This is a genomic window from Nocardioides jejuensis (genome assembly GCF_004337475.1).
GTDB classification, from domain to species: Bacteria; Actinomycetota; Actinomycetes; order Propionibacteriales; family Nocardioidaceae; genus Nocardioides; species Nocardioides jejuensis.
The window spans coordinates 13,000-36,545 of sequence record NZ_SJZJ01000013.1; the positions used below are offsets into that span (position 1 = coordinate 13,000).

Annotated in this window: 24 protein-coding genes; 18 read left to right on the forward strand and 6 right to left on the reverse strand. The window is 70.6% G+C overall.

Annotated features, from left to right (window positions below; genetic code table 11):
* Positions 1-8 precede the first annotated feature (8 nt).
* The 6 genes from proC to EPD65_RS08995 all read left to right on the forward strand — a co-directional run bounded on the left by proC (position 9) and on the right by EPD65_RS08995 (position 4,877).
* Positions 9-827 (forward strand): pyrroline-5-carboxylate reductase, encoded by an 819-nt coding sequence (gene proC, locus EPD65_RS08970; protein ID WP_131583313.1) that lies wholly within the window; start codon positions 9-11, stop codon positions 825-827.
* A gap of 174 nt (positions 828-1,001) precedes the next feature.
* Positions 1,002-1,205 carry a helix-turn-helix domain-containing protein gene (locus EPD65_RS08975; protein ID WP_131583315.1) on the forward strand — a complete coding sequence of 68 codons (204 nt, stop codon included), beginning with the start codon at positions 1,002-1,004 and terminating at the stop codon, positions 1,203-1,205.
* Positions 1,206-1,373: 168 nt separating this feature from the next.
* Positions 1,374-1,475 (forward strand): 30S ribosomal protein bS22, encoded by a 102-nt coding sequence (locus EPD65_RS08980; RefSeq protein WP_017933175.1) that lies wholly within the window; start codon positions 1,374-1,376, stop codon positions 1,473-1,475.
* Positions 1,476-1,488: 13 nt separating this feature from the next.
* Positions 1,489-2,574, forward strand: coding sequence for an NAD-dependent epimerase/dehydratase family protein (locus EPD65_RS08985; protein WP_131583317.1), 1,086 nt, complete (start codon positions 1,489-1,491; stop codon positions 2,572-2,574).
* Positions 2,567-3,727: a lysophospholipid acyltransferase family protein gene (locus EPD65_RS08990; protein WP_131583319.1), complete on the forward strand. Its 1,161-nt coding sequence runs from the start codon at positions 2,567-2,569 to the stop codon at positions 3,725-3,727. The genes EPD65_RS08985 and EPD65_RS08990 overlap by 8 nt, the downstream gene beginning before the upstream one ends.
* A 214-nt stretch (positions 3,728-3,941) precedes the next feature.
* On the forward strand, positions 3,942-4,877 hold the full coding sequence (locus tag EPD65_RS08995; protein ID WP_131583321.1) for a hypothetical protein: 936 nt from the start codon (positions 3,942-3,944) through the stop codon (positions 4,875-4,877).
* A gap of 89 nt (positions 4,878-4,966) precedes the next feature.
* Here the strand turns inward: EPD65_RS08995 and EPD65_RS09000 are convergent, their stop codons facing one another.
* From EPD65_RS09000 to EPD65_RS09010, 3 genes are all read right to left on the reverse strand, one after another.
* Positions 4,967-6,085, reverse strand: a complete 1,119-nt coding sequence (locus EPD65_RS09000) for a DUF5667 domain-containing protein (protein ID WP_131583323.1) — start codon at positions 6,083-6,085, stop codon at positions 4,967-4,969.
* Between the two features lie 121 nt (positions 6,086-6,206).
* Complete coding sequence (locus tag EPD65_RS09005; protein WP_131583325.1) at positions 6,207-7,004, reverse strand: sigma-70 family RNA polymerase sigma factor; 798 nt, start codon at positions 7,002-7,004, stop codon at positions 6,207-6,209.
* Positions 7,005-7,119: 115 nt separating this feature from the next.
* Positions 7,120-7,995 carry an HAD family hydrolase gene (locus EPD65_RS09010; protein ID WP_131583327.1) on the reverse strand — a complete coding sequence of 292 codons (876 nt, stop codon included), beginning with the start codon at positions 7,993-7,995 and terminating at the stop codon, positions 7,120-7,122.
* 33 nt (positions 7,996-8,028) lie between these two features.
* On the opposite strand from EPD65_RS09010, the gene EPD65_RS09015 reads away from it, so the two are divergent.
* From EPD65_RS09015 to hemB, 6 genes are all read left to right on the forward strand, one after another.
* Complete coding sequence (locus EPD65_RS09015; RefSeq protein ID WP_131583329.1) at positions 8,029-8,292, forward strand: glutaredoxin family protein; 264 nt, start codon at positions 8,029-8,031, stop codon at positions 8,290-8,292.
* A 172-nt stretch (positions 8,293-8,464) separates the two neighbouring features.
* The gene (locus tag EPD65_RS09020; protein WP_131583331.1) at positions 8,465-9,193 is read left to right on the forward strand and encodes a redox-sensing transcriptional repressor Rex; all 729 of its coding nucleotides are present in this window, start codon (positions 8,465-8,467) and stop codon (positions 9,191-9,193) included.
* Entirely contained in the window at positions 9,190-10,506 is a 1,317-nt protein-coding gene (locus tag EPD65_RS09025; RefSeq protein WP_131583333.1) for a glutamyl-tRNA reductase, read from the forward strand. The genes EPD65_RS09020 and EPD65_RS09025 overlap by 4 nt, the downstream gene beginning before the upstream one ends.
* Positions 10,503-11,462, forward strand: a complete 960-nt coding sequence (gene hemC / locus EPD65_RS09030) for a hydroxymethylbilane synthase (RefSeq protein WP_131583335.1) — start codon at positions 10,503-10,505, stop codon at positions 11,460-11,462. The genes EPD65_RS09025 and hemC overlap by 4 nt, the downstream gene beginning before the upstream one ends.
* Complete coding sequence (locus tag EPD65_RS09035; RefSeq protein ID WP_131583337.1) at positions 11,459-13,099, forward strand: bifunctional uroporphyrinogen-III C-methyltransferase/uroporphyrinogen-III synthase; 1,641 nt, start codon at positions 11,459-11,461, stop codon at positions 13,097-13,099. Before hemC ends, EPD65_RS09035 begins: the two co-directional genes overlap by 4 nt.
* Entirely contained in the window at positions 13,096-14,091 is a 996-nt protein-coding gene (gene hemB / locus EPD65_RS09040) for a porphobilinogen synthase (RefSeq protein ID WP_243640519.1), read from the forward strand. Before EPD65_RS09035 ends, hemB begins: the two co-directional genes overlap by 4 nt.
* Positions 14,092-14,173: 82 nt before the next feature.
* On the opposite strand, the gene EPD65_RS16445 is transcribed toward hemB, so the two are convergent.
* Positions 14,174-15,397, reverse strand: a complete 1,224-nt coding sequence (locus EPD65_RS16445; protein ID WP_207891482.1) for a lytic transglycosylase domain-containing protein — start codon at positions 15,395-15,397, stop codon at positions 14,174-14,176.
* A 207-nt stretch (positions 15,398-15,604) separates the two neighbouring features.
* Between EPD65_RS16445 and hemL the strand changes: the two genes are divergently transcribed.
* Genes hemL through ccsB form a run of 6 tightly spaced genes read left to right on the forward strand, consistent with a single transcriptional unit; the run spans position 15,605 to position 21,433 of the window.
* Entirely contained in the window at positions 15,605-16,945 is a 1,341-nt protein-coding gene (gene hemL, locus EPD65_RS09050) for a glutamate-1-semialdehyde 2,1-aminomutase (RefSeq protein ID WP_131583339.1), read from the forward strand.
* Complete coding sequence (locus tag EPD65_RS09055; RefSeq protein ID WP_131583341.1) at positions 16,942-17,616, forward strand: histidine phosphatase family protein; 675 nt, start codon at positions 16,942-16,944, stop codon at positions 17,614-17,616. Before hemL ends, EPD65_RS09055 begins: the two co-directional genes overlap by 4 nt.
* Positions 17,613-18,203 carry a TlpA disulfide reductase family protein gene (locus EPD65_RS09060; protein ID WP_207891483.1) on the forward strand — a complete coding sequence of 197 codons (591 nt, stop codon included), beginning with the start codon at positions 17,613-17,615 and terminating at the stop codon, positions 18,201-18,203. Before EPD65_RS09055 ends, EPD65_RS09060 begins: the two co-directional genes overlap by 4 nt.
* Positions 18,200-18,970: a cytochrome c biogenesis CcdA family protein gene (locus tag EPD65_RS09065; protein ID WP_131583343.1), complete on the forward strand. Its 771-nt coding sequence runs from the start codon at positions 18,200-18,202 to the stop codon at positions 18,968-18,970. The genes EPD65_RS09060 and EPD65_RS09065 overlap by 4 nt, the downstream gene beginning before the upstream one ends.
* A gap of 1 nt (position 18,971) precedes the next feature.
* Positions 18,972-20,570 carry a cytochrome c biogenesis protein ResB gene (gene resB, locus EPD65_RS09070; RefSeq protein WP_131583345.1) on the forward strand — a complete coding sequence of 533 codons (1,599 nt, stop codon included), beginning with the start codon at positions 18,972-18,974 and terminating at the stop codon, positions 20,568-20,570.
* Positions 20,567-21,433: a c-type cytochrome biogenesis protein CcsB gene (gene ccsB, locus EPD65_RS09075; RefSeq protein ID WP_131583347.1), complete on the forward strand. Its 867-nt coding sequence runs from the start codon at positions 20,567-20,569 to the stop codon at positions 21,431-21,433. Before resB ends, ccsB begins: the two co-directional genes overlap by 4 nt.
* A 124-nt stretch (positions 21,434-21,557) precedes the next feature.
* On the opposite strand, the gene EPD65_RS09080 is transcribed toward ccsB, so the two are convergent.
* Both EPD65_RS09080 and EPD65_RS09085 read right to left on the reverse strand, forming a co-directional pair.
* The gene (locus EPD65_RS09080) at positions 21,558-22,844 is read right to left on the reverse strand and encodes a Glu/Leu/Phe/Val dehydrogenase dimerization domain-containing protein (protein WP_131583349.1); all 1,287 of its coding nucleotides are present in this window, start codon (positions 22,842-22,844) and stop codon (positions 21,558-21,560) included.
* A 121-nt stretch (positions 22,845-22,965) separates the two neighbouring features.
* Entirely contained in the window at positions 22,966-23,472 is a 507-nt protein-coding gene (locus EPD65_RS09085) for an Lrp/AsnC family transcriptional regulator (RefSeq protein ID WP_131583351.1), read from the reverse strand.
* Positions 23,473-23,546: the final 74 nt, after the last annotated feature.

Genomic DNA, 23,546 nt, shown 5'->3' on the forward strand with positions numbered 1-23,546 from the left:
TGCCCCGCATGGCAGGCGATCAGGCAGGCAAGACGGCGTTCATCGGCGTCGGTGTCATGGGCGAGACGATCCTCGCCGGGCTCCTCCGCTCCGGCCGTCCGGTGGGCGACTTCATCGTGGGCGTACGCCGGCAGGAGCGCGGCGACGAGCTGGCCACGAAGTACGGCGTCACCGTCCTGCCGAATCTCGATGCGGCCGCGAGCGCCGACACCGTCGTGCTCGGCATGAAGCCCCAGGACCTCGCCGGCGCGCTCCAGGAGATCGCTCCGGTCCTGCGCCCGGGCCAGCTGCTCGTCTCGCTTGCCGCCGGCATCACGACGGCGTTCATCGAGACCCACGTGCCCGGTGGCGTCGCCGTCGTCCGGGTCATGCCCAACACGCCGGCGCTCGTCGACGAGGGCATGCACGCGCTGTCGGCGGGCTCGCACTGCGACGAGGCGCACCTCGTCGAGGCCGAGGGCCTGCTCGGAGCGACGGGCAAGGTCGTCCGCATCGCCGAGAAGCTCCAGAACGCCGCCACGGCGGTCAGCGGCTCGGGTCCGGCGTACATCTTCTACGTGGTCGAGGCGATGATCGACGCCGGCGTGATGCTCGGTCTGCCGCGTCCGCTCGCCACGGAGCTGGCCGTCCAGACGCTCTACGGCTCGGCCACGATGCTGCGCGAGACGCAGCAGCACCCGACGATCCTGCGCGAGCAGGTGACCTCGCCCGGCGGCACGACGGCTGCGGCCCTGCGCTACCTCGAGGACCACAAGGTCAAGGCGGCGTTCCTGTCGGCCATGGAGGCCTGCCGGGACCGCGCGCAGCAGCTCGCCGCCGACTCCTGAGGCACTGTCTGGGGCGGCAAGCGCACGCAAATCAACGCGCCACGCCGATAACCACAGATAATTTTCCGTCACACTCTTCCCCCGAGTCACACGAGCCCCTAATGTTCAGGACACGGGGCACGTGGGTCGCCAGTGGGGAAGCTGGCGGCGTGCGCCCAGAGAAAGCGGTGAGCCATGGCTGCCAACCCGTCTGACATCTCCGAGGTCAAGTTCCTGACCATCGCCGAGGTGGCCACGATGATGCGCGTCTCCAAGATGACCGTCTACCGACTCGTCCATGGTGGGGAGCTTCCGGCGCACCGCGTGGGCCGTTCGTTCCGTGTCCAGGAGAAGGACGTCACCGAGTACATCCAGCGTTCGTTCTACGACGCCGGCTGACCTGCTCGCTGATTCACCGGCACGCCGCCCGCCGCGGCCCCACGTCGTACGACGTGCGGTCTGGCGGGCGGACCCGATTTCGGACCCTGCGGCCGGGCCGATACGCTGGGGCAGGTCGCCCGTGCTGTATCCGCCAGGGCAGACGTCAAGCTCTGGAAAGGTTCCACCGTGGGTTCTGTCATCAAGAAGCGCCGCAAGCGCATGGCCAAGAAGAAGCACCGCAAGCTGCTGAAGAAGACGCGCGTGGCGCGTCGCAAGCTCGGTAAGTGAGCCTGCTGCTTCGATGACGCAGGCCGGCAAGGTCGTGCTCGTCACCGGGGTCTCGCGTGACCTCGGGCGACGTTTTGCGCGCAACCTTGCCGATGACCCTGCGGTAGCGAACGTCATCGGCGTCGACGTCATCCCTCCTGAGGGTGACCTCGGCGCCGTTTCGTTTGTCCGCGCAGACCTGCGCAACCCCGTCGTCGCCAAGCTCCTCGTCCGCGAGCGGGTCGACACCGTCGTGCACATGAGCGTAGTCGCCACGCCAGGCGGCATGGGCTCGCGCGCCTCCATGAAGGAGGCCAACGTGATCGGCACGATGCAGCTGCTCGGTGCCTGCCAGCGCGCCCCCGACGTGCAGCGCGTCGTGGTGAAGTCGACGACGACGGTCTACGGCGCGAGCCACCGTGACCCGGCGATGTTCACCGAGGAGATGGGCCCCAAGCGCATGCCGCGCTCGGGCTACTCCCGCGACGCACTCGAGATCGAGGGCTACGTGCGCGGCTTCGCCCGGCGCCGTCCCGACGTCCACGTCGCGATGCTGCGCGCTGCCAACGTCATCGGCCCCGGCGTCGACAGCCCGATCGCGCAGTACTTCCGCCTGCCGGTCGTCCCGACCGTGCTCGGCTACGACCCGCGCCTGCAGTTCCTGCACGAGGCCGATCTGATGGGCGCGCTCCGCCACGCGGTGCTCACCGATGCCAGCGGCACCTTCAACCTCGCCGGCGACGGGGTCCTGCTTCTCTCCCAGGCGATCCGTCGACTCGGACGCGCAGGCCTTCCCGTGCCGTCGTTCGCGCTCTCCGCAGTTGGATCCGCGATCCGGGGCGTCGGCCGGTCCGAGTTCGCGACGGAGCTCGTGCACTTCCTGACCTACGGCCGGGGCGTCGACACGACGCGGCTGCACGAGGAGTTCGGCTACCGGCCGCGCTACTCGACCGAAGAGGCGTTCTGCGACTTCGCACGGTCGGTCGACATGCCGCCCGGCGTCCCTGGCCTGGCTGTCGCCGAGCCGGCGCTGGCCTCTCTCGAGCGGGCACTGACCCGCTCGGCGGTGCCGACGTCTGCTCCCACTGCTGCTCCCACGGGAGGTGAGCTGGATGGATGACGCCGACATCATCCCGATCGGCACCCACGGCGCCGCGGGTCGCGGCACCGGGCGCAACCCGTCCAAGGCGGCACGTGACCTGCTTGGTGGGGGACGCCGCCGCCCGCCTGCTCCGCGCTCGCCGGAGGATGCCGACGTACGCCCGCTGAAGGTGCCGGACCCGGAAGAAGTCCCCGTCGTGCCGGATGCGCCGATCCTGGCCGCACCCGAGGGCCCGGGCGCCGCGCCCGAGACGACCGGCGGTGGCTCGAAGCGTCCTGGCATTCCCCTCACCGAGATCGTCGAGGCGCTCACGCACGCCGCGATGGAGGTCTTCGGCGACGACTGGGAGCGCAAGCTCGCCCACTTCATCGCCTTCCTGCGCCGCCGGATCACGGGTGAGTTCGAGGTCGACGACTACGGCTTCGACCCGGAGCTCACCGAGCGGCTCCTGATGACCGCCGCGCGACCGCTCGCTGAGAAGTGGTTCCGCGTCGAGGTGCGCGGTGTCGAGAACATCCCGAAGACCGGCGGCGCACTGATCGTCTCCAACCACTCGGGCACGGTCCCTGTGGACGCCCTGATGACGATGTTCCAGGTCCACGAGCGGACCGGGCGTCACCTGCGCCCGCTCGGTGCCGACCTGGTCTTCCGGCTTCCCTTCGTCAGCACCGTCGCCCGCCGCGGCGGCGTGACCCTGGCCTGTCAGGAGGACGCCGAGCGCATGCTCAACGGCGGCGAGCTCGTCGGCGTCTGGCCCGAAGGCTTCAAGGGCATCGGCAAGCCGTTCTCGGAGCGCTACAAGCTGCAGCGCTTCGGCCGTGGCGGCTTCGTCGGCGCGGCGCTGCGCACGAGCGTGCCGATCATCCCGGTCTCGGTCGTCGGCGCGGAGGAGATCTATCCGCTCGTCGGCAACGTGCCGGCGCTGGCGCGTCTCCTCGGCCTGCCGTACGTCCCGATCACGCCGTTCTTCCCGCTCCTCGGCCCGCTCGGCCTGGTGCCGCTTCCGTCGAAGTGGATCATCGAGTTCGGCGAGCCGATCCACACCGAGGCGTACGACGCCAGCGCCGCGGAGGACCCGCTCACCGTCTTCGAGGTGACCGACCGGGTGCGCGAAACGATCCAGCAGACGCTGTACCAGCTGCTGATGCGGCGCCGCTCGATCTTCGGCTGAGCGCCGGTCCGCGTCCGGTGCTTGTGCCTCGGGCCTGCGCTGCGATGTCCCCGGCCCGCGCTGCCAAACTGTCCGACTGACAGTTTGGCTGGGCGTGACACTTCCGGAGTGTCAGGTACGGCGAAAGTGTCACGGTCGGTGAGGTGCAGCCCTTCATCCACAGGTCCGTCGGGCACCGCGTGCATGCGGACGCAGTTCCCCGGACGCTCGCAGCATGACCAAGCCTGACCTTGAAGATCTGATCGTCGCCTCACGGGAACGTCGGCTCGCCGGTGCTGAGCGTCCGGACCAGGACCCTGGACTGGCACGCATTCGCCGCGGTTACTTCCGACCCCACGACGTCGAGCTGACGGCGGAGGATCATCATCAACTGCGGATCGTGAGCACGGCTGCCGCCCGTCGGCCGGGGTTGATCTTCTCCCACGCGTCGGCCGCGGTTCTCTGGGGTGCCCCGCTCCTCACCGCCGACCTGGCGGACGTGCACGCCCTGCAGCCCGGGCGTGCCCGGCGTACGACGGCGGGTGTGCGGGTGCATCCGACGCGGATCCCCGACGATCAGGTGACCGAGCTGCCTTCCGGTCTGCTCGTGTCCTCGCGGGAATGGACCGCGATCCAGGTGGCGGCGATGCTCGAACTGCCCAACGTTCTGCTGCCGCTCGACCATCTGGTTCAGTCGATCGCCCGCGACGCGGGCGCGTGCCAAGCCGCCGTGATCGATGCGCTCCTCGCCGTGATCCCGGCCGGCTCCCGAGGGCGCGCGCGGGCGGAGCGGAACCTGCGGGCGGTCGACGTACGGTCAGGTTCTGCGGGGGAGTCGTTGAGCAGAGGGCAGATGATCCTGCTGGAGGTGCCGATGCCCGATCTTCAGGCGCGGTTCCCCCGGTTCGATGGGCTCGGCGACGACATCGTTGACTTCGACTGGCCTGAGCTCGGGTGCGTCGGCGAGTTCGACGGCAAGGCGAAGTACTTCCGTGAAGAGTTCCAGCAGGGCCGCACCCCGGAGCAGGTCCTCTGGGACGAGAAGGTGCGGGAAGACCGGATCCGTAGCCGAAGGCCTCGTGTCGCGCGCTGGGGATGGGACACAGCGATCTCGCGCCGAAGACTGGCCGCCGTGCTTGCTGCTGCGGGTGTTCGGGCACGACGGACGTGACAGTTTCGCGCTGGCTGACAGTTCCGAACTGTCACATCCGGCCAAAGTGTCAGTCTGACAGTTTGGCAGGGTCCGGGCGAGGCGGTGCCTCAGTGGAGGCCGTTGCCGCCCAAGAGCGGGTCGAGCAGCGGGTCCAGGAGCGGGTCGATCAGGCCGTCGACGGCGTCGGTGAGTGGCTTCGTCACCGGGTTGTTGCCGAGGACGGTGCCGAGCGTGCCCGCGGTGGTCGTCGACGACGGGGACGGCTTGGCCGTGCTCGTCGGCTGCTGCGGGAGCGGCGACTTCGTCGGGGTGCTGCCCAGTGCCGGAAGCTGGTTGAGCAGATCGGTCACCGCGTTGCTCGACGTGGACGGCGTGGCACGAGGAGCCGCGGTGGCCGTCGCGTGCGGTGCCACCGTGGTCGGCGCGATCGACGCTCCGGAGAGCAGGATCGCCGGGACGTCGAGCATGCCGGCGCAGTTGCCGCAGGCGGTGAGCGCCTGCTCGTCGATGCTGAGCAGTGCGTTGACTGCGGCGTCGAAGTCGTCGGCGTACTCCACCGGGACGGCGGACTTCAGGCCGGCGAGGGCGTCGAGGCTCTCGCGCAGGAAGTCGCGCAGGTCGGTGATGGTCGAGATGTCGCCGGACGCGGCGTACTCGCTGAGGAGCGCGTCGGCGGCCTCGCTCGCCTGGGCGACGAAGTCCTCGAGCGAGCTCGGGATCTCGGCGCGGCTGCGCGCGGAGTCGCTGCTGGCGAGGGCCTGGGTCTCGCCCAGCCGGTTGCCGGCGAGGTCCATGATCCGGTTGGCACGCGAGGCGTCGTCGGCACTCAGCGAGGTCTGGGCGCTCTCGATGATCCGCTTGATCGGGTAGAGCGACTCACCCGGCAGCGCGGACTGGGCCGCGACCGCGACACCGGTGGTGCTGCCGAGGACGGCGAGTGCGCCGATCGCGACCGACAGCTTGCGGCGGTGGCGACGGGGGGCCTCGAGGACTTGACCCGCGAACGCCGGGGTGGTGACGGCCGGCAGGAGCAGGGTGTCGGCGGCGGCGAGAAGGTTGCTCCGCAGCTCCGTGACGTACGCCGAGGAGGGCTGCGGCGCAACGACGGTGCGCAGCGCGGCCACGATCTCCAGCGCGTTGGTGTGGGCAGCGGCCGAGCCCCCGCGACCCTCGAGAAGGGACGCGAACTCCTCGGCGCGGCGGCGTGCCGGGCTGATGGGGCTCATGACGTCTGTCCTGTCTCTGCGGGCCGCCGGCAGTCGCCGACGAAGTGGTGCTCTGATGCGTAGAACGAGTGTGAGACGGGGAAGGTTACGGAGTGTGATGCGGCCGTCATTGAAGACTTGATCACCGGTGCACCTCCTTCGGCATCAGCTTGGCCAGGTTGCGTACGCCGCGGAGCTGGAGCTGCTTCACAGCGCCCTCCGTGCGGCCCAGCACCTTGGCCGTGTCAGCGATGCTCATGCTCTGCAGGAAGCGCATGATCAGGCACTCCTGCTGCTCCTTCGGGAGCTGCTGCAGGGCAGTCAGCAGGGCGTCGTTGGTGAGCTGCGCGAGGACCAGCGTCTCCGGGCCATCGGTGATGTCGTCGTGGAGCGACATGTCCTCGGTGGTCTGCTCCAGACGGGTCTTGCCCGCCTTGAAGTGGTCGCTGCACAGGTTGCGCGCGATGGTCATCAGCCAGGCGCCGAAGTCGCGCCCCTGCCAGCGGAAGTTGTTCATCGACCGCAGTGCGCGGAAGAAGGTCTCGCTGGCCAGGTCCTCGGCCAGCGTCTGCGACCGGGTCCGGTAGTAGATGAACCGGTAGACCGACGGGTGGTAGTGGTCGAAGAGGAGACCGAAGGCCTCCTTGTCGCCGCCGCGCGCCAGCTCGACCAGGGCGATCATCCGCTCGCGCGTGGCCTCGTCCTCCGCGGACGACGTCGCGAGGTCCGCGTCGTCGAACGACTCCGGACCTTCCGAGGTCGGCACGACGTTGAGGTCTGTCGCGGCCTCGGACATCAGCAGCCACGGCGTCTGGCGCGGGCCGCGGGAGTCGGCGATGCCGCCGGCGAGGGCCAGCTCGGGCTCGAGAAGGCATGCGTCGAGGACGGCGGAGCGCAGGGCATCCAACCCGCGCAGCACAGACGCCAGTCCCTCGTGCATCGAAGCCTCCCGTGACCCACTCTCCCTTTGGGTCATTCACAGAGTAAGCGAAGACACACTCCCGTGGGAACGGATCGGGGACGAATCCGGCAGATCGGTGCCGAACTGGTCTGGATCAGCGGCGGGCGCGGCGGGCCGCAGCGCCCACGACGGCACTCGCGACCGCGGCGACAGCGACGCGGCGTACGGCCTTGCGTGCGGTGCGGTAGTCGCGGATCCGCCAGCCCTGCTCCTGGGCGTAGGACCGCAGCTTCGCGTCGGGGTTGACCGCGCAGGGGTCGCCGACCAGGCCGAGGAGCGGCAGGTCGTTGCTCGAGTCGGAGTACGCCGAGCAGCGTGCCAGGTCGAGCCCCTCGCGTTCGGCGAGCGCGGTGACGGCGACGGCCTTCGCCGGCCCGTGGAGCATGTCGCCGACGAGCTTGCCGGTGTAGACGCCATCGACGTGCTCGGCGACGGTGCCCATGGCGCCGGTGAGGCCGAGGCGCCGCGCGATGACCTCCGCGATCTCGACGGGAGCGGCGGTGACCAGCCAGACCCGCTGGCCCTGGTCGAGGTGGATCTGGGCGAGTGCCTTGGTGCCCGGCCAGATCCGGTGCGCCATCGCCTCGTCGAAGATCTCCTCGCCGACCTCGCGCAGCTCCTGCACCGTGTGACCGGCGATGAACGAGAGGCCCTGGTTGCGGGCCTTCTCGATGTGCTCGGGGTCCTCGACGCCGACGATCCGGAAGTACGCCTGCTTGTACGCCGCGCCCACGAGGTCCTTCGTGGTGAAGAACTTCCGCTTGTGGAGCCCCTTGGCCAGGTGGAAGATCGACGCGCCCTGCATGACGGTGTTGTCGACGTCGAAGAACGCCGCCGCCGTCGGGTCGAAGGGCACGTCGAGCGCCGACTCGACCTCCGCGATCGCCGCCGACGCCTCACCGGCGAGGGAGGAGCGCTGCTGCAGGTCGAGCGGGGCGGGCCGCTTCTTCGCGGGCTTGTCCTGACTCACGTCCCCAGACTAGGGCTGTGTCAGGATCCCCGCATGACGAGTTCGGGTCCGGACGGTAAAGCCCGCGTGACGGTGTTCATGCGCCCCGGCTGCCATCTCTGCGACGTTGCGCGCGAGGTCGTCTCCGCGGTCTGCGCCGACCTGGGGGAGTCGTTCGAGGAGATCGACATCGACTCCGACCCGCAGCTGCTGGCGGCGTACGGCGAGGAGATCCCGGTGACGCTCGTCGACGGACGGCGCCACGACTTCTGGCGCGTGGACCCCCAGCGGCTGCGTACGGCGCTGCTGGGTGGCTGACCCCGCCGCGGGTGAGACTTCTCACCTGTGCTAGCCGCGGGCCATGACAGGTGCGGCCTGCGTTTTGTTCTCACGTTCACAAACTCCTACAGTGATGAAGCCGTGAGGACGTCAACGGGCCTGCAAGAGCCCGTGATGAGCCCTTCCTCGCGCGTGAAGGACGACGAGGACAGTGACCGCACGGAAGCCTGCTGACGCGGCTGCGGGGACCCAGGCCGGGGGTCGTGAGATCCCTGAGGCGACGGTGGCCCGTCTGCCCGAGTACCTCCGCGCGCTGACCTCGCTCGCCGAGCAGGGCATCAGCGTCTGCTCGAGCGAGGAGCTCGCAGGCGCCGTCAACGTCAACAGCGCCAAGCTGCGCAAGGACCTGTCGTACCTCGGCTCCTACGGCACGCGTGGTGTGGGCTACGACGTCGACTACCTGCGCTACCAGATCGCGCGCGAGATCGGCCTGACCCAGGACTGGCCGGTCGCCATCGTCGGCATCGGAAATCTCGGCCACGCGCTCGCCAACTACTCGGGGTTCGGCACCCGCGGCTTCCGCGTCGCAGCCCTTCTCGATGCCGCTCCCGAGCGCTGCGAGGAGTCGGTGGGTGGCATCCCGGTCCGCTCCTTCGACGACCTCGACGCCGTGCTCGCCGAGACGCCGGTCGCCATCGGCGTCATCGCGACGCCCGCCGGAGCCGCGCAGGGGGTTGCCGATCGCCTGGTCGGCGCCGGCATCACCAGCATCCTGAACTTCGCCCCGACGAACCTCGTGGTTCCCGCGGGTGTGAGCGTGCGGAAGGTCGACCTCTCGGTCGAGCTGCAGATCCTCGCGTACCACGAGCAGCGCCGGGCCGGCGCTGAAGAGCTGCGCGGCGCCGCGATCGCGGCCGCCGGAGAGGAGCAGTCCGCATGAGCGTCCTCGTCGTCGGTGTCTCGCACAAGACCGCGCCGGTTGCCGTCCTGGAGAAGCTCGCCCTCTCCCCGGACGGCATCTCCAAGCTCGTCGCGGACGTTGCCGCCATCGAGCACGTCGCCGAGGCGACCGCGATCGCGACCTGCAACCGCATCGAGATCTACGCCGAGGTCGACCGGTTCCACGGGTCGGTCGAGGAGGTCTCGCGGCTGCTCTGCGAGCGCAGCGAGATGGCGACCAGCGACATCACCAGCGAGCTGCTCCCGCACCTGTACGTCCACTACGACGACGGCGCGGTCTCGCACCTCTTCCACGTCGCCGCCGGCCTCGACTCGATGGTCGTCGGCGAGGGCCAGATCCTCGGCCAGACCCGCGATGCGCTGCGCATCGGCCAGGAGCTCGGCACGGTCGGCCCCGCGCTCAACTCGCTCTTCCAGCAGGCGCTCCGTGTCGGCAAGCGCTCCCACGCCGAGACCGACATCGACCGCGCTGCGCCGTCGATGGTCTCCGCCGCGCTCGACCACGCCGTCGATGTCGTCGGCTCGGTCGAGGGCTCGCGGGTCGTCGTGATCGGTGCCGGCGCGATGGCGTCGCTCGCGGTCTCCACCGCGTCGCGTCGTGGTGCCTCGGAGATCACGGTCGTCAACCGCACCGAGGGCAACGCCCAGCGCCTCGCCGACGAGTACGCCGCCCGCTCGCTGCCGCTCGACGCTCTCGCGGACGTCCTCGGCACTGCCGACGTCGTCATCTCCTGCACCGGCGCGATCGGCGTCGTCATCTCCGCTGAGGAGCTCGCGGCGGCCCGCGGTGCTTCGCAGCGTCCGCTCGCCGTGCTCGACCTCGCCCTGCCGCACGACGTCGACCCGGCGGTCGCGTCCCTCGAGGGCGTCTCGCTGATCGACCTGCGCTACCTGGCGGACACGCTGCGCGACTCCGACGCCGACCGCGAGGTGGGCGGCGTACGCCAGATCGTGGCGGAGGAGATCACGGCGTTCGCCTCGGCCCGGCGCCAGGCCAGCGTCACGCCGACTGTCGTCGCCCTGCGCACGATGGCGACCGGCGTCGTCGAGGCAGAGGCCGAGCGTCTGTGGACGCGCCTGCCCGACCTCGACGAGGCGGTCCGCGCCGAGGTGCTGCAGACCGTGCGCCGTGTCGCCGACAAGCTGCTCCACCAGCCGACCGTGCGCGTGAAGGAGCTCGCCGACACCGACGGCGCCGTGTCGTACGCCGCGGCCCTGGCCGAGCTCTTCGCCCTCGACCCCGACGCGGTCACCGCCGTGACGCGTCCCGTCGTCCAGGAGGAGCGCGGATGACCGCGGAGACCGTCAACCGGGTGATCCGGGTCGGGACGCGTCGTTCGCTGCTCGCGAAGACGCAGTCGGGCCAGGTCGCTGACCAGATCGCCGCGCGTCTCGGCGTGCAGGTGGAGCTGGTCGAGGTCGTCACCGAGGGTGACGTCAACCAGACCTCCACGCTCGCCTCGCTCGGTGGCACGGGTGTCTTCGTGAGCGCGCTGCGTGATGCCCTGATACGCGGCGACGTCGACGTCGCCGTTCACTCGCTCAAGGACCTGCCGACGACGCCGTTCGACGGCATCGCGCTGGCCGCCGTTCCGCCGCGGGAGGACCCGCGTGACGTGCTGGTCGCCCGTGACGGGCTGACGCTCGGTGAGCTGCCCCCGGGCAGCGTCGTGGCGACCGGCTCGCCGCGTCGCGTCGCCCAGCTGCACGCGCTGGGACTGGGCCTGACCATCGTCGGCCTGCGCGGCAACATCGACACCCGCCTCGGTCGGGTCGCCTCCGGTGACGTCGACGGCGTGATCCTCGCCCGTGCCGGCCTCGCCCGCATCGACCGCCTCGACGTCGTCACCGAGTCGATCGACCCGCTCCAGATGCTCCCGGCCCCGGGCCAGGGCGCGCTCGCGATCGAGTGCCGCTCGGCCGACGCCGACCTGGTCGCCGACCTGGCTGCGGCGCTCGACGACGCGCCCACGCGCGCCGCCGTCACCGCCGAGCGCGAGCTGCTCCGCACGCTCGAGGCCGGCTGCGCCGCCCCGGTCGGTGCGCTGGCCGAGGTCGCCGAGGGCGAGCACGGACCCGAGATCTGGCTCCGCGCCGTCGCCGCCGCCGTCGACGGCACCGTAGAACTCCGCCGGTCCGCCTCCGGACCGGTCACCGATGCGGCTGAGATCGGCCGCACGCTCGCCACGTCCATGCTCGACGAGGGCGCGGCCGCACTGATCGAAGAACCCGGAAAGCAGCAGGCATGACTCCTCGCACTCCCGCCCAGCACGCACACGTCGCGTTCGTCGGCAGCGGACCGGGCGACCCCGAGCTGCTGACCGTGCGTGCTGCCGCGCTCCTGGCCGAGGCCGACGTCGTCGTGACCGAGCTGCCCGAGCACGCGGCGTTCGTGCGCACGGTGCTGGGTCTCGCCCCGCTGGGCGACGACGAGGACGCCACGGACGGGCCGGAGTTCATCGACGGTGGCTTCGGCGACGACGGCCAGCCGCTGACCCACGCCAACCGCGCCAAGGTCGTCGTCAAGCAGGCCAAGCGCGGCCTGCGCGTCGTACGCCTGATGAACGGCGACCCGTTCCTCTTCGCCTCGGGTCCGGAGGAGGCAGCGGCCCTGGCCAAGGCCGGCCTGCCGTTCGAGATCGTCCCCGGCGTCTCCTCGGTCAGCGCCGTCCCGGCGTACGCCGGCGTCCCGCTCACCACGAAGACGGCCCGCGAGGTCTCCGTCGTCGCGTGTGGCGAGAAGGCCATCGACTGGAGCCGGTACGCCGACGACCGCACGCTCGTGCTGCTCTCCGCGGTGGGCTCCATCGCCGAGATCGCGTCCGCGCTGATCGCCGCGGGCCGCTCGGCCACGACGCCGGTGTCGATGACCTCGACCGGCACGCTGACCACCCAGGTCACCGTCACCTCGACGCTCGAGCACATCGCCGCCGACGCGCGCGCCGCGAAGATCCAGCCCCCCGCGATCACCGTGGTGGGTAGCGTGGTGGACATGCGGGAGACGCTCTCCTGGTTCGAGACCAAGCCGCTCTTCGGCTGGCGGGTCCTGGTGCCGCGCACCAAGGAGCAGGCCGGCTCGCTCTCCGCGCGCCTGCGCGGCTACGGCTCGGTGCCGGAGGAAGTCCCCACGATCTCCGTCGAGCCGCCGCGCAACCCGCAGCAGATGGACAAGGCCGTCCGCGGCCTCGTCGAGGGCCGCTACGAGTGGATCGCCTTCACCTCCGTCAACGCGGTCAAGGCCGTGCGGGAGAAGTTCGAGGAGTACGGCCTCGACGCCCGCGCCTTCTCGGGTCTCAAGATCGCTGCGGTCGGCGACAAGACCGCCGCCTCGCTGCTCGACTGGGGCCTGCGCGCCGACCTCGTGCCGTCCGGTGAGCAGTCGGCCGCCGGCCTGCTCGAGGAGTGGCCGGAGTACGACGCCGACCTCGACCCGATCAACCGGGTCTTCCTCCCGCGTGCCGACATCGCGACCGAGAACCTCGTCGCCGGCCTGATCGACCTCGGCTGGGAGTGCGACGACGTTACGGCGTACCGCACCGTCCGCGCCGCTCCGCCGGCCGCGCCGGTCCGCGACGCGATCAAGACCGGCAAGTTCGACGCCGTCGTCTTCACCTCGTCCTCGACCGTGCGCAACCTCGTCGGCATCGCCGGCAAGCCGCACCCGTCGACGATCATCGCCGTCATCGGCCCCGCGACGGCCAAGACCGCAGAGGAGCACGGCCTGCGGGTCGACGTCCTCGCGCCGAACCCGTCCGTCGAGGAGCTCGTCGACGCGCTCGCCGACTTCGGTGCCGCCCGTCGTGCCGAGCTGATCGCCGAGGGCCAGCCGGTCACCAAGCCGTCGGACCGCAAGCCGGGTGCCCGTCGGAAGGCGACCTCGTCGTGATCGAGCCCGCCGGTCCGCTCGGCCCCGTCGTCCGCCCGCGCCGCCTCCGTCGTACGCCGGCACTGCGCCGCCTCGTCGCGGAGACGTCGCTCGAGGCGCGTCAGCTGATCCTGCCCGTGTTCGTGCGGGAGGGCATCGCCGAGCCGAAGCCGATCAGCTCCATGCCGGGCGTCGTCCAGCACACCCGGTCGTCGCTGAAGCAGGCGGCGGCCGAGGCTGCCGAGCTCGGCCTCGGCGGCATCATGCTCTTCGGCATCCCGTCGTCGAAGGACGCCACCGGCTCCCGCGCGGTGGACCCGAAGGGCATCCTCAACGTCGCGATCCGCGACGTGAAGCGCGAGGTCGGCGACGCCCTGCCGGTCATGGCGGACCTCTGCCTCGACGAGTTCACCTCGCACGGCCACTGCGGCCTGCTGACGAAGTCCGGCGCCGTCGACAACGACGCCACCCTCGAGGTGTACGCCGAGATGGCGCGCGCTCAGGCCCACGCTGGTGTCGACGTGGTCGGCCCCAGCGGCATGATGGATGGCCAGGTCGCCGTGATCCGCGATGCGCTGGATGCTTCGGATGCCTCGGACGTCGCGATCCTCGCCTACTCGGCGAAGTACGCCTCGGCGTTCTACGGCCCCTTCCGTGAGGCCGTCGACTCGACGCTGTCGGGCGACCGCAAGACCTACCAGCAGGACCCGGCCAACGCCCTCGAGGGCGTGCGCGAGGCGATGCTCGACGTCGAGCAGGGCGCCGACATGGTGATGGTGAAGCCCGCGCTGGCCTACCTCGACGTCGTGCGCGCGGTGCGCGAGGCGGTCGACGTTCCGGTCGCGGCATACAACATCTCGGGGGAGTACTCCATGGTCGAGGCCGCCGCGGCCAACGGCTGGATCGATCGCGAGGCGGCCATCCTGGAGACGCTGCTGTCGATCCGTCGCGCGGGCGCCGACGTCGTGCTGACGTACTGGGCGGCCGAGGCCGCCCGTCTGCTGCGCCGCTGATCTTCCTGGCATCTGCCCGCATCGCATGACATGACGAACGGCCCCGGTTCCATCAGGAACCGGGGCCGTTGTCGTGGGTGGATCAGGAGACGGTGTAGCCCGCGTTGGTCATGCACTCGACCCACTTCGAGTGGATGTCGTCGGACTTGAGCGGGGTGAAGAGGGTGGCCTGCGTGGTGCAGGTCGCGTTGGCGGCGATGTAGGCGGCGGTCTTGGTGATGTCGGTGACCGTCTTGGTGGTGCCCTCGATGATGTTCTTGATCGGCTGGGTCACCTTGGTCGGGTCCGGCTTCGGGGTCCCGCCGCCGTTGTCGCCGCCGCCCGGGGGAGGCGTGGTCGTTCCGCCGTCGTCGCCGCCCGGGGGAGTCGTCGTACCGCCGTTGTCGCCACCACCGGTGCTGCCGTTGCCGTCGGGGTCGGGCATGACGCCGCCGCCCTTGCCGTGACCGTGACCGGTGGAGTAGCCGCCACCGATCGGGGCCCACGAGCTCGGCGGGCTGAAGGTGTAGGCGGAGGTGATGTAGTTCGGCACGGCGGTGTAGTTGCCGGCGAGGTAGGCGTCGCGGATCTTGAGGACGAGGTCGACGTAGTCCTGCGAGTGGTTGTAGCGGAAGACCGACGTGCGGCGGCCGCCTTCGGTGCCGAGGTCGTCGGTGCCGGAGCAGAGGTAGACGGCGGTCGCGAGGGCGGCGTCGTCGATGTCCTGGGGGTTGCGCTTGCCGTCGCCGTCGGCGTCGACGCCGACCTTGGCCCAGGTCGAGGGGATGAACTGCATGGCGCCGACGGCGCGGTCCCAGACCTTGTCGTTGTCGTAGAGGCCGCCGTCGGTGTCGGGGACAGCCTGGGTGTTCTTGGTGCCGTCCAGCGCGGGGCCGTAGATGCCGGGGTGCGAGACGCCCTTGGTGTCGAGGGTGTTGCCGCCGTAGCGGCCGTGGTCGGACTCGACGCGGCCGATGGCGGCGATCAGGGCCCAGTCGATGTGGCAGGCCTTGTCGGCGTCGTTGATGACCTGCTCGGCGCGCTGGTAGGCAGCAAGCGCGGCGGTCGGGATGCCGTTGGTGGAGGCGGTGGCGACGATCTGCGCGCCGTCGCCGGCGGTGATGCCGAGGCCGACCTGGCCCGGAGCCGTGTAGCTGGCCGGGTCCTCGAGGGCCTCGATGGGGAGCTGCGTACCGTCAGGGAGCTGGTCGCTCGCGGACGCGAGGCCGCCGACCCCGGCCAGGTTGGCCGTCCATGCGGTGGACAGGAGAGCCAGCGGGACCAGTGCGGTCACCTTCTGGATCTTGCCGAAACGCGGTGCAGACATCGTGGTGCTTCTCCCTGAGGTTGGTGCGGTGTCGCCGGTCCCTCCCCGGCTGACCCCTCACAGGCTGTGGCGTAGGTTACCCCGCCAGTGAGGGAACGCACGATCCACGCAAGTATGACGCGCCTGTAACAGAAATTTCCCTGAGAATCCGGAACCGACACACGGGCGGCGGTCCGGGAGCCTTCCGACGTCAGGGAGAATGCCACGGTGACCAGCTCCGCGCGCCTCGCGACCACCGCCTCTGAGGGCCTCTTCGACCGGGCCCGCGCCGTGACGCCGGGAGGCGTGAACTCGCCGGTCCGTGCGTTCAACGCCGTCGGCGGTACGCCGCGGTTCATCCGCTCCGCGAAGGGCGCCTGGCTCACCGACGTCGACGGCAACGAGTACGTCGACCTGATCTGCTCGTGGGGCCCGATGCTCGTCGGCCACGCCCACCCCGAGGTCCAGGCCGCCGTCGCCGAGGCGGTCGCGCGGGGCACGTCGTACGGCACCCCGACCGTGCCCGAGGTCGAGCTCGCCGAAGAGCTGGTCCGGCGTACGTCGGTCGAGAAGGTCCGCTTCGTCTCCTCCGGCACCGAGGCGACCATGTCCGCCATCCGCCTCGCGCGCGGCTTCACGGGTCGCGAGATCGTCGTGAAGTTCGCCGGCTGCTACCACGGCCACGTCGATGCACTCCTGGCGAGCGCCGGCTCCGGCCTGGCAACGCTCGCCGTGCCGGGCACGCCCGGCGTCCCGGCCTCGAGCGCCGGCCTCACCATCGTCCTGCCGTACAACGACAAGGTCGCGGTCGCCGCGGCGTTCGCGGAGTACGGCGACCGGATCGCCTGCCTCATCACCGAGGCGGCTCCGGGCAACATGGGCGTCGTCCCGCCGGCGCCCGGCTTCAACGCGTTCCTCGCGCAGATCTGCAAGGAGAACGGCGCGCTGTTCATCAGCGACGAGGTCATGACCGGCTTCCGCGCCAGCAAGCAGGGCCAGTGGGGCCTCGACGGCGCGGTCGAGGGCTGGGTGCCCGACCTGACGACGTTCGGCAAGGTGATGGGCGGCGGCTTCCCGGCGGCGGCGTTCGGCGGCCGCGCGGACGTCATGTCGCACCTGAGCCCCGAGGGCCCCGTCTACCAGGCGGGCACGCTGGCGGGCAACCCCGTCGCGACCACCGCGGGTCTGGCCACGCTGCGCCTCGCGACCGACGAGGTCTACGCGCACATCACCGCGGCGGGCGAGACGATCAAGTCGGCCGTCGCCGCGGAGCTCACCCGCGCCGGGGTGTCCCACACCATCCAGGCCACCGGCACGATGTTCTCCGTCTTCTTCAACGACGGCAGCCCGGTCACGAACTTCCCCGAGGCCAACGCGCAGGACCTGCCGGCTTACACCGAGTTCTTCCACGCGATGCTCGACCAGGGCGTGTACCTCCCGCCCTCGGCGTACGAGGCGTGGTTCCTGTCCTCTGCCCACGACGACCGGGCCATCCAGCACGTGCTGGACGCCCTCCCGGCCGCGGCGGACGCCGCTGCCGCCGCCTCCAGCAAGGGAGCCCTCGCATGAGCGACAAGACCACCGTCCACCTGATGCGTCACGGTGAGGTCGACAACCCGCAGGGCATCCTCTACGGCCGCCGTGACGGCTTCCACCTGACCGCGCGTGGTCGCGAGATGGCGCAGGTCGTGGCGGACTCGATCGCGCACCGCGACATCACGCACCTGCGGGTCTCCCCGCTCGAGCGCGCCCAGGAGACGGCTGCGCCGCTGGCGAAGGCCAAGGGCCTCGAGATCGTCACCGACCCCCGCGTCATCGAGTCGCACAACGACTTCGAGGGCCGCTCGTTCAAGCGTGGTCCGCGCGACCTCATCTCGCTGGCCGTGTGGACCAAGCTCTACAACCCGCTGAAGCCGTCGTGGGGCGAGCCCTACAAGGAGATCTCGGCCCGCATGGTCGCCGCGATCGAGGATGCCCGTGACGCCGCCCGCGGTCACGAGGCGGTCATCGTCAGCCACCAGCTGCCGATCTGGACGGTGCGCATGCACCTCGAGAAGCGCTCGATGCTGCACGACCCGCGTCGTCGCCAGTGCACGCTCTGCTCGCTGACGTCGCTGAACTTCGCCGGCGACCAGCTCACCTCGGTCGTCTACTCCGAGCCCGCCGGACACCTGATTCCCGAGAAGGACCGCAAGGACCCCTTCTCCTCGGGCAGCGAGTCCGCGGAGCGCACCAAGTGACGGCGGCCCGGACGCAGCACGGCAGGAGGGCCGCGGTCGCGGCGTTCGTCGCCGTGCTGGCCGGGCCGTTGCTCGTCGCCTGCTCTGGTCTGCAGGGCGGCAAGGAGGGTGGCACGGCCACCGGTAGCGGCACGGTCACCACCATGGACGTCGCTGACCGGGGTACCCCGATCGCGTTCACGGGCACCACCCTCAGCGGTGCGAAGGTCGACATCGCGGACTACCGCGGCAAGGTCGTCGTCCTCAACGTCTGGGGCTCGTGGTGCGCGCCGTGCCGCGAGGAGGCCCCCGACCTCGTCAAGGCCGCGAAGGACCTCTCCGCCTCCGGAGTCGAGTTCCTCGGCATCGACGTCCGCGAGACGTCGCGGGCGAACGCTGAGGCGTTCATCCGGACCTACGACATCCCGTGGCCGTCGGTCGATGACCAGGGTGGCAAGACGCTGCTCGCGCTGCGGGGCGTCCTGCCTCCGACGGCTACGCCGTCGACCCTCGTGCTCGACCCGAAGGGTCGCGTGGCCGCCCGCATCCTCGGCCCGGTGCCGAGCGCGATCACGCTCAAGGACCTCGCCGAGGGCGCCGCCTCGTGACCCACTGGTTCCAGGACACCGTGCTGAGCGGGTCGCTCGTCGTGGCGCTGCCCGTCGCCCTCCTCGCCGGTCTGATCTCGTTCTTCTCGCCGTGCGTGCTGCCGCTCCTGCCCGGCTACCTGTCGTACGCCACGGGCCTGTCCGGCTCCGAGATCGCCTCGGGCGACGTACGCCGGGGGCGGATGTTCCTCGGCTCCCTGCTCTTCGTGCTCGGCTTCGGTGTCGTGTTCGTGGCGGTCGGCAGCACCCTCGGTGCGCTCGGCGATCTGGGTGAGCAGTTCCTGGTCCACCAGCGCACGCTGACCGTCGTCCTCGGTGTCGTGGTCATCGTGCTCGGCCTGGTCTTCGCCGGCCTGGTGCGGATCCCGTTCCTCGACCGCGACGTGCGCGTGCACCAGGTGCCCGCGGTCGGCCTGGCGGCGGCGCCGCTGATCGGCTTCCTCTTCGGTCTGGGCTGGACGCCCTGCGTCGGCCCGACACTCGGTGCCATCTCTTCCCTCGCCTTCAACGAGGCGAGCGCGGGTCGCGGCGCTCTGCTCTCCGGAGTCTTCGCGTTCGGCCTCGGGCTGCCGTTCCTCCTGGCGGGCCTGGCCTATCAGCGCGCCTCCCGTGCGTTCGGCTGGCTCCGCCGTCACCAGCAGCTCCTCACCCGGGTCGGCGGCCTGATGCTCGTCATCGTCGGCGTCGCGATGGTGCTGGGCTGGTACGACTGGGCGGTCCAGTGGCTCCAGGTCCACCTCCAGAGCAACTTCGAGACGGCGGTGTGACATGGCGACCACCAATGGCCCGGCCCAGGGCAACGAACGCCTCCCCGGCGAGCTGACCGCGCGTGAGCTGCTGCGCTGGTCGTGGCGGCAGCTGACCTCGATGCGCACCGCGCTGGTGCTGCTGTTCCTGCTCGCGCTCGCCGCGGTGCCGGGCTCTGTCATCCCGCAGACCGCGGTCGACTCGTTCGCGGTGAGCCAGTGGAAGAAGGACCACACCCAGCTGGCGCCGATCTACGAGAAGCTGGGCATGTTCGAGGTCTTCTCGTCGCCGTGGTTCTCGGCGATCTACATCCTGCTGGCGATCTCGCTGGTCGGCTGCATCCTCCCGCGCACGAAGGTCTACTGGCGCGGCGTCCGCGCGGCCCCGCCCGCTGCGCCGCGCAACCTGACCCGCCTGCCGGACTCGGCCTCGTTCACCACGAGCGATGCGCCGGCGGTCGTCCTCGACACGGCGCGCGCGGCGCTGCGGGGCAAGCGCTACCGGGTGGTCGTCTCCGAGGGCGCGGTGAGTGCCGAGCGCGGCTACCTCCGCGAGGCCGGCAACCTGCTCTTCCACGTCGCCGTGCTCGTCGTGCTGGCCGGCTTCGCCATCGGCTCGCTGTGGGGCTACAAGGGCGGCGTGATCATCACGCAGGGCACGCAGTTCTCCAACACCCCGACGCAGTACGACGACTTCACGCCCGGCAAGCTCACCAAGGCGGGGGCGCTCGACAGCTTCTCGCTGCAGCTCGACCGCTTCGACATCGAGTGGCTCTACTCCGGCCCGCGCAAGGGTATGGCGCACAAGTTCGTCGCCGGCCTGACCTGGTGGGACGCCGACGGGAAGAAGAACACCTACGACCTGCGGGTCAACCACCCGCTCTCCATCGGTGGCACCGACGTCTTCCTCATCGGCCACGGCTACTCGCCGGTGATCACCGTCCGCGACGGCGAGGGCAATGTCGCCTACAGCGGCCCGACGCCGTTCCTCCCGCAGGAGCAGCGCAACTTCACGTCGTACGGCGTCGTAAAGGTGCCCGACGCGAAGCCGAAGCAGATCGGCCTCGAGGGCCTCTTCCTGCCGACGTACAACGGCGACCCGCTCAACTCCGCGATGGGCAACGACCTCAACCCGCTCATCACCATGCAGGCGTACGCCGGCGACCTCGGGCTCGACAGCGGCGCCCCGCAGTCGGTCTACGCGCTCGACACCAAGCACATGAAGCTGCTGGCCAAGCCCGGCGGCAAGATGTTCCGCGTCGACCTGAAGCCGGGGGAGTCGATCGACCTGCCCGGCGGCAACGGCTCGGTCACCTTCGACGGTGTGCAGCCGTGGGTGCGCCTCGAGATCGCCAAGAAGCCCGGCACGATGCTGGCGCTCGGCGGCGCGATCCTGGCGCTGCTGGGCCTGTGTGCGTCGCTCTTCATCCGGCCGCGCCGCCTCTGGGTGCGCGCGACCCGCACCGCCGACGGCGAGACGCTCGTCGAGGTGGCCGGTCTCGACCGCTCCGCGGGCGGCGACCTCTCGGACGACCTGACCGCCTTCGTCGCCGCGCTCCAGGGCGCAGCGACCGCTCGTGACAAGACCGCCGGCGCGTCCGGCGTACAGGAGGACCAGTGAGTGACCAGGCGTGGGACACGCTCAGCATCCAGGCGGTCAGCGCCGCGGGCGTCGTCTACTTCCTTGCGCTGATGGCCTACTCCGCCCAGTGGGCGGCCAAGCGGGGGCTCGTCGCGGGTGACGAGTCGCCGCGTGCGGAGGTCTTCGGGCGCTTCGCCTTCCTGCTGACCGGGGTCGCCGGTGGCGTGCACCTGCTCGCCCTCGTCGCGCGCGGCCTCGCGGCCGACCCGAACCGGGTGCCGTGGGGCAACATGTACGAGTTCACGCTGACCGCGTCGTTCGTGGCGGTGCTCGTGACGCTGGTCTTCTTCCGCCGCTGGGACCTCGGCTTCCTCGGCCCGTGGGTGGTCGGGCTGGTGATGGTCGTGCTGATGGCCGACGTGATCTGGCTGTACGAGCCCGTCGCTCCGCTCACCGAGTCGCTCTCGTCGCCGTGGCTGGTCATCCACGTCATCGCGGCGATCACCGCGACCGGTGTCTTCACCGTTGCGGGCCTGGTCTCGATCCTCTACCTGCTCCGCTCGTCGGGCCGGATGCCGTCCCTGCCGGCGGCGGAGGTGCTCGATCGGCTGGCCTACCGCCTGCACGCCTTCGCCTTCCCGATCTGGACCTTCGCGGTCCTCATCGCGGGTCCGATCTGGGCGCACCAGGCCTGGTCGCGCTACTGGGGATGGGACCCGAAGGAGATCTGGGCCTTCATCACCTGGGTCGTCTACGCGGCGTACCTCCACGCACGGGCGACCGCCGGCTGGAAGGGTCGCGCTGCCGCGATCGTCGCGCTGATCGGTCTGGCCACGCTGTGGTTCAACTTCATCGGCATCAACTTCTTCTTCGGCGGCGGGTCGCAGCACTCGTACGCCTGACGCGCAGGTGCGCTGCCGGACGCCAGCGCTACGATACCGATCAGTACGGCCCTTTTGCTGCCCGCAAAGGGCCGTACTGATCGGTATCGCGCCGGGTCAGGTCTCGCCGGCCAGGCCGGGCCGGTCAGGCGCTCCGCGTGAGGGGTACGTCGGGCCGGTCGGCGTCGACCAGCTGCTCGAGGGCGATCTCGAGGGCGGTGGCGGCGATGCCGGTCCCGTCGGCCCGGCGCTCGTGGCACGCGGCCAGCGCGCGGCGGATCGTCGCGGAGACGTCGCCGAAGATCGCCCGATCGCTCACCTCGGTAGAGCCGTCCATGAGCATCGCGAAGGTCCGGGCCATGCCGCAGTTGGCGATGAAGTCGGGGACCACGGCGACGTGGCGGTCGGCGTACTCGTAGGTCGGGCCGTAGAAGATCTCCTCGTCCGCGAAGGGCACGTTCGCGCCGCAGGAGACGACCTCGAGGCCGCCGGTGACCATGGCATCGACCTGTGTGCGGGTGACCAGCCGCGACGCGGCGCACGGCAGGAAGATCGCGGCGCCCATCGACCAGATCCGCGCATCGACCTCCTCGAAGGAGAGCAGGTCGGGGGCGACGAGCTGGTTGCCGCGACGCGTCGCGTAGAGCTCCGCGATGCGCTCCGGCGACAGGCCGTCGGGGTCGATCAGGCCGCCGCTGCGGTCGATGATGCCGACGATCCGCGCCCCCATGCGGGAGAGGTACGACGCGGCGGTCGCGCCGACCGTGCCCCAGCCCTGGACGATCGTCGGCTTGCCGGCCAGGTCGCCGCCGTACAGGTCCCCTCCCCACAGGTCATAGTGGTGGCGCACCGCCTCCGCGACGCCCCAGCCGGTGACCAGGTCGGCCACCGTCGGCACGCCGTGCGCGCCCCCGGCGAGCGAGTACGCCGGATCGGTGACCGTCTTCGCGACGCCCGCGCGCAGGTGGCCGACGCGCTGGATCCGCTCGAAGCCCTCGGCGTGGAAGTGGCCCGTGACGATGCCCTCCTGCGGGTGCCAGAGGCCGTTGGCCTCGGTCATCGGCACGACCTCGAGCGCCTCGTCGACGTTCAGGTCGCCGCCGGTGCCGTAGTAGGCCTTGAGGAGGGGTGCTGCTGCGGCGAACCAGCGTCGCAGCACGCCTTCCTTGCGCGGGTCGGTGGGGTCGAAGTCGATGCCTGACTTCGCGCCGCCGATCGGCGGCCCGGCGACCGTGAACTTGACCTCCATCGTCTTCGCCAGCGACTCGACCTCGCGTCGGTTGAGCCCCGGGCGCATCCGCGTGCCGCCGCCGGCCGCGCCACCACGCAGTGAGTTGATCACGATCCAGCCACGCGCCTCGGTCTCGGCGTCGTGCCACTCGAAGACGACCTCGGGAGGGGTGTGCTCGAAGCGAGCGAGAAGGTCCACCATGTCGTCACCGTGCGTCTTGGGTCACCTGGACTGCAACATCTGACTGGCGATCTGAGCGGGTGGACGACTTCGGGCTGTCAGGACGGGCCGTCAGATGGACAGACTGCCTAGCCGATCGCCGTCAGCGCGGATATCGCGGCGCCCGCGACGGCTTCGCCTCGACGGTCTGCAGCAGCGGGAGGGCGCGCGGCTTCACGATGCTGGAGAGCACGACGATGCTGCTGGAGCGCGCGACGTAGCGGGACCGCGCGATCTGGATCAGCGTCTGCTGAAGTCCCTCGTGGGAGGCAGCCGCGACGCGGCAGAGGATGTCGTTCTCGCCGGTGGTCGCCCAGGCCTCGATCACGCCGGGGATCGCGGACAGCTCCTCGGCCACCGAGTCGAGCTCGCCCTGCGCGATGTGCAGCTGCACGAAGCACTGCACGCCGAAGCCGGCGGCGGCGACGTCGATCTGCGGCTGCCAGCCGGAGATCACGCCGGCCTCCTCGAGCTTCTTCAGGCGCGCCTGCACGGTCGCACGCGCGACCTTGATCCGGCGCGAGGTCTCGAGGACGCCGATCTGCGGTGCCTCGTGCAGGGACGTCAACAGGGCGAGGTCGATCTCGTCGAGCTCGATGCCGGTGGTCATGGGTGCTCCCTCGTCGTGCCGATTTCTATGCAGATTGACTGCCAGACCTGCCTCGATCATGGCCCAAAGACGCA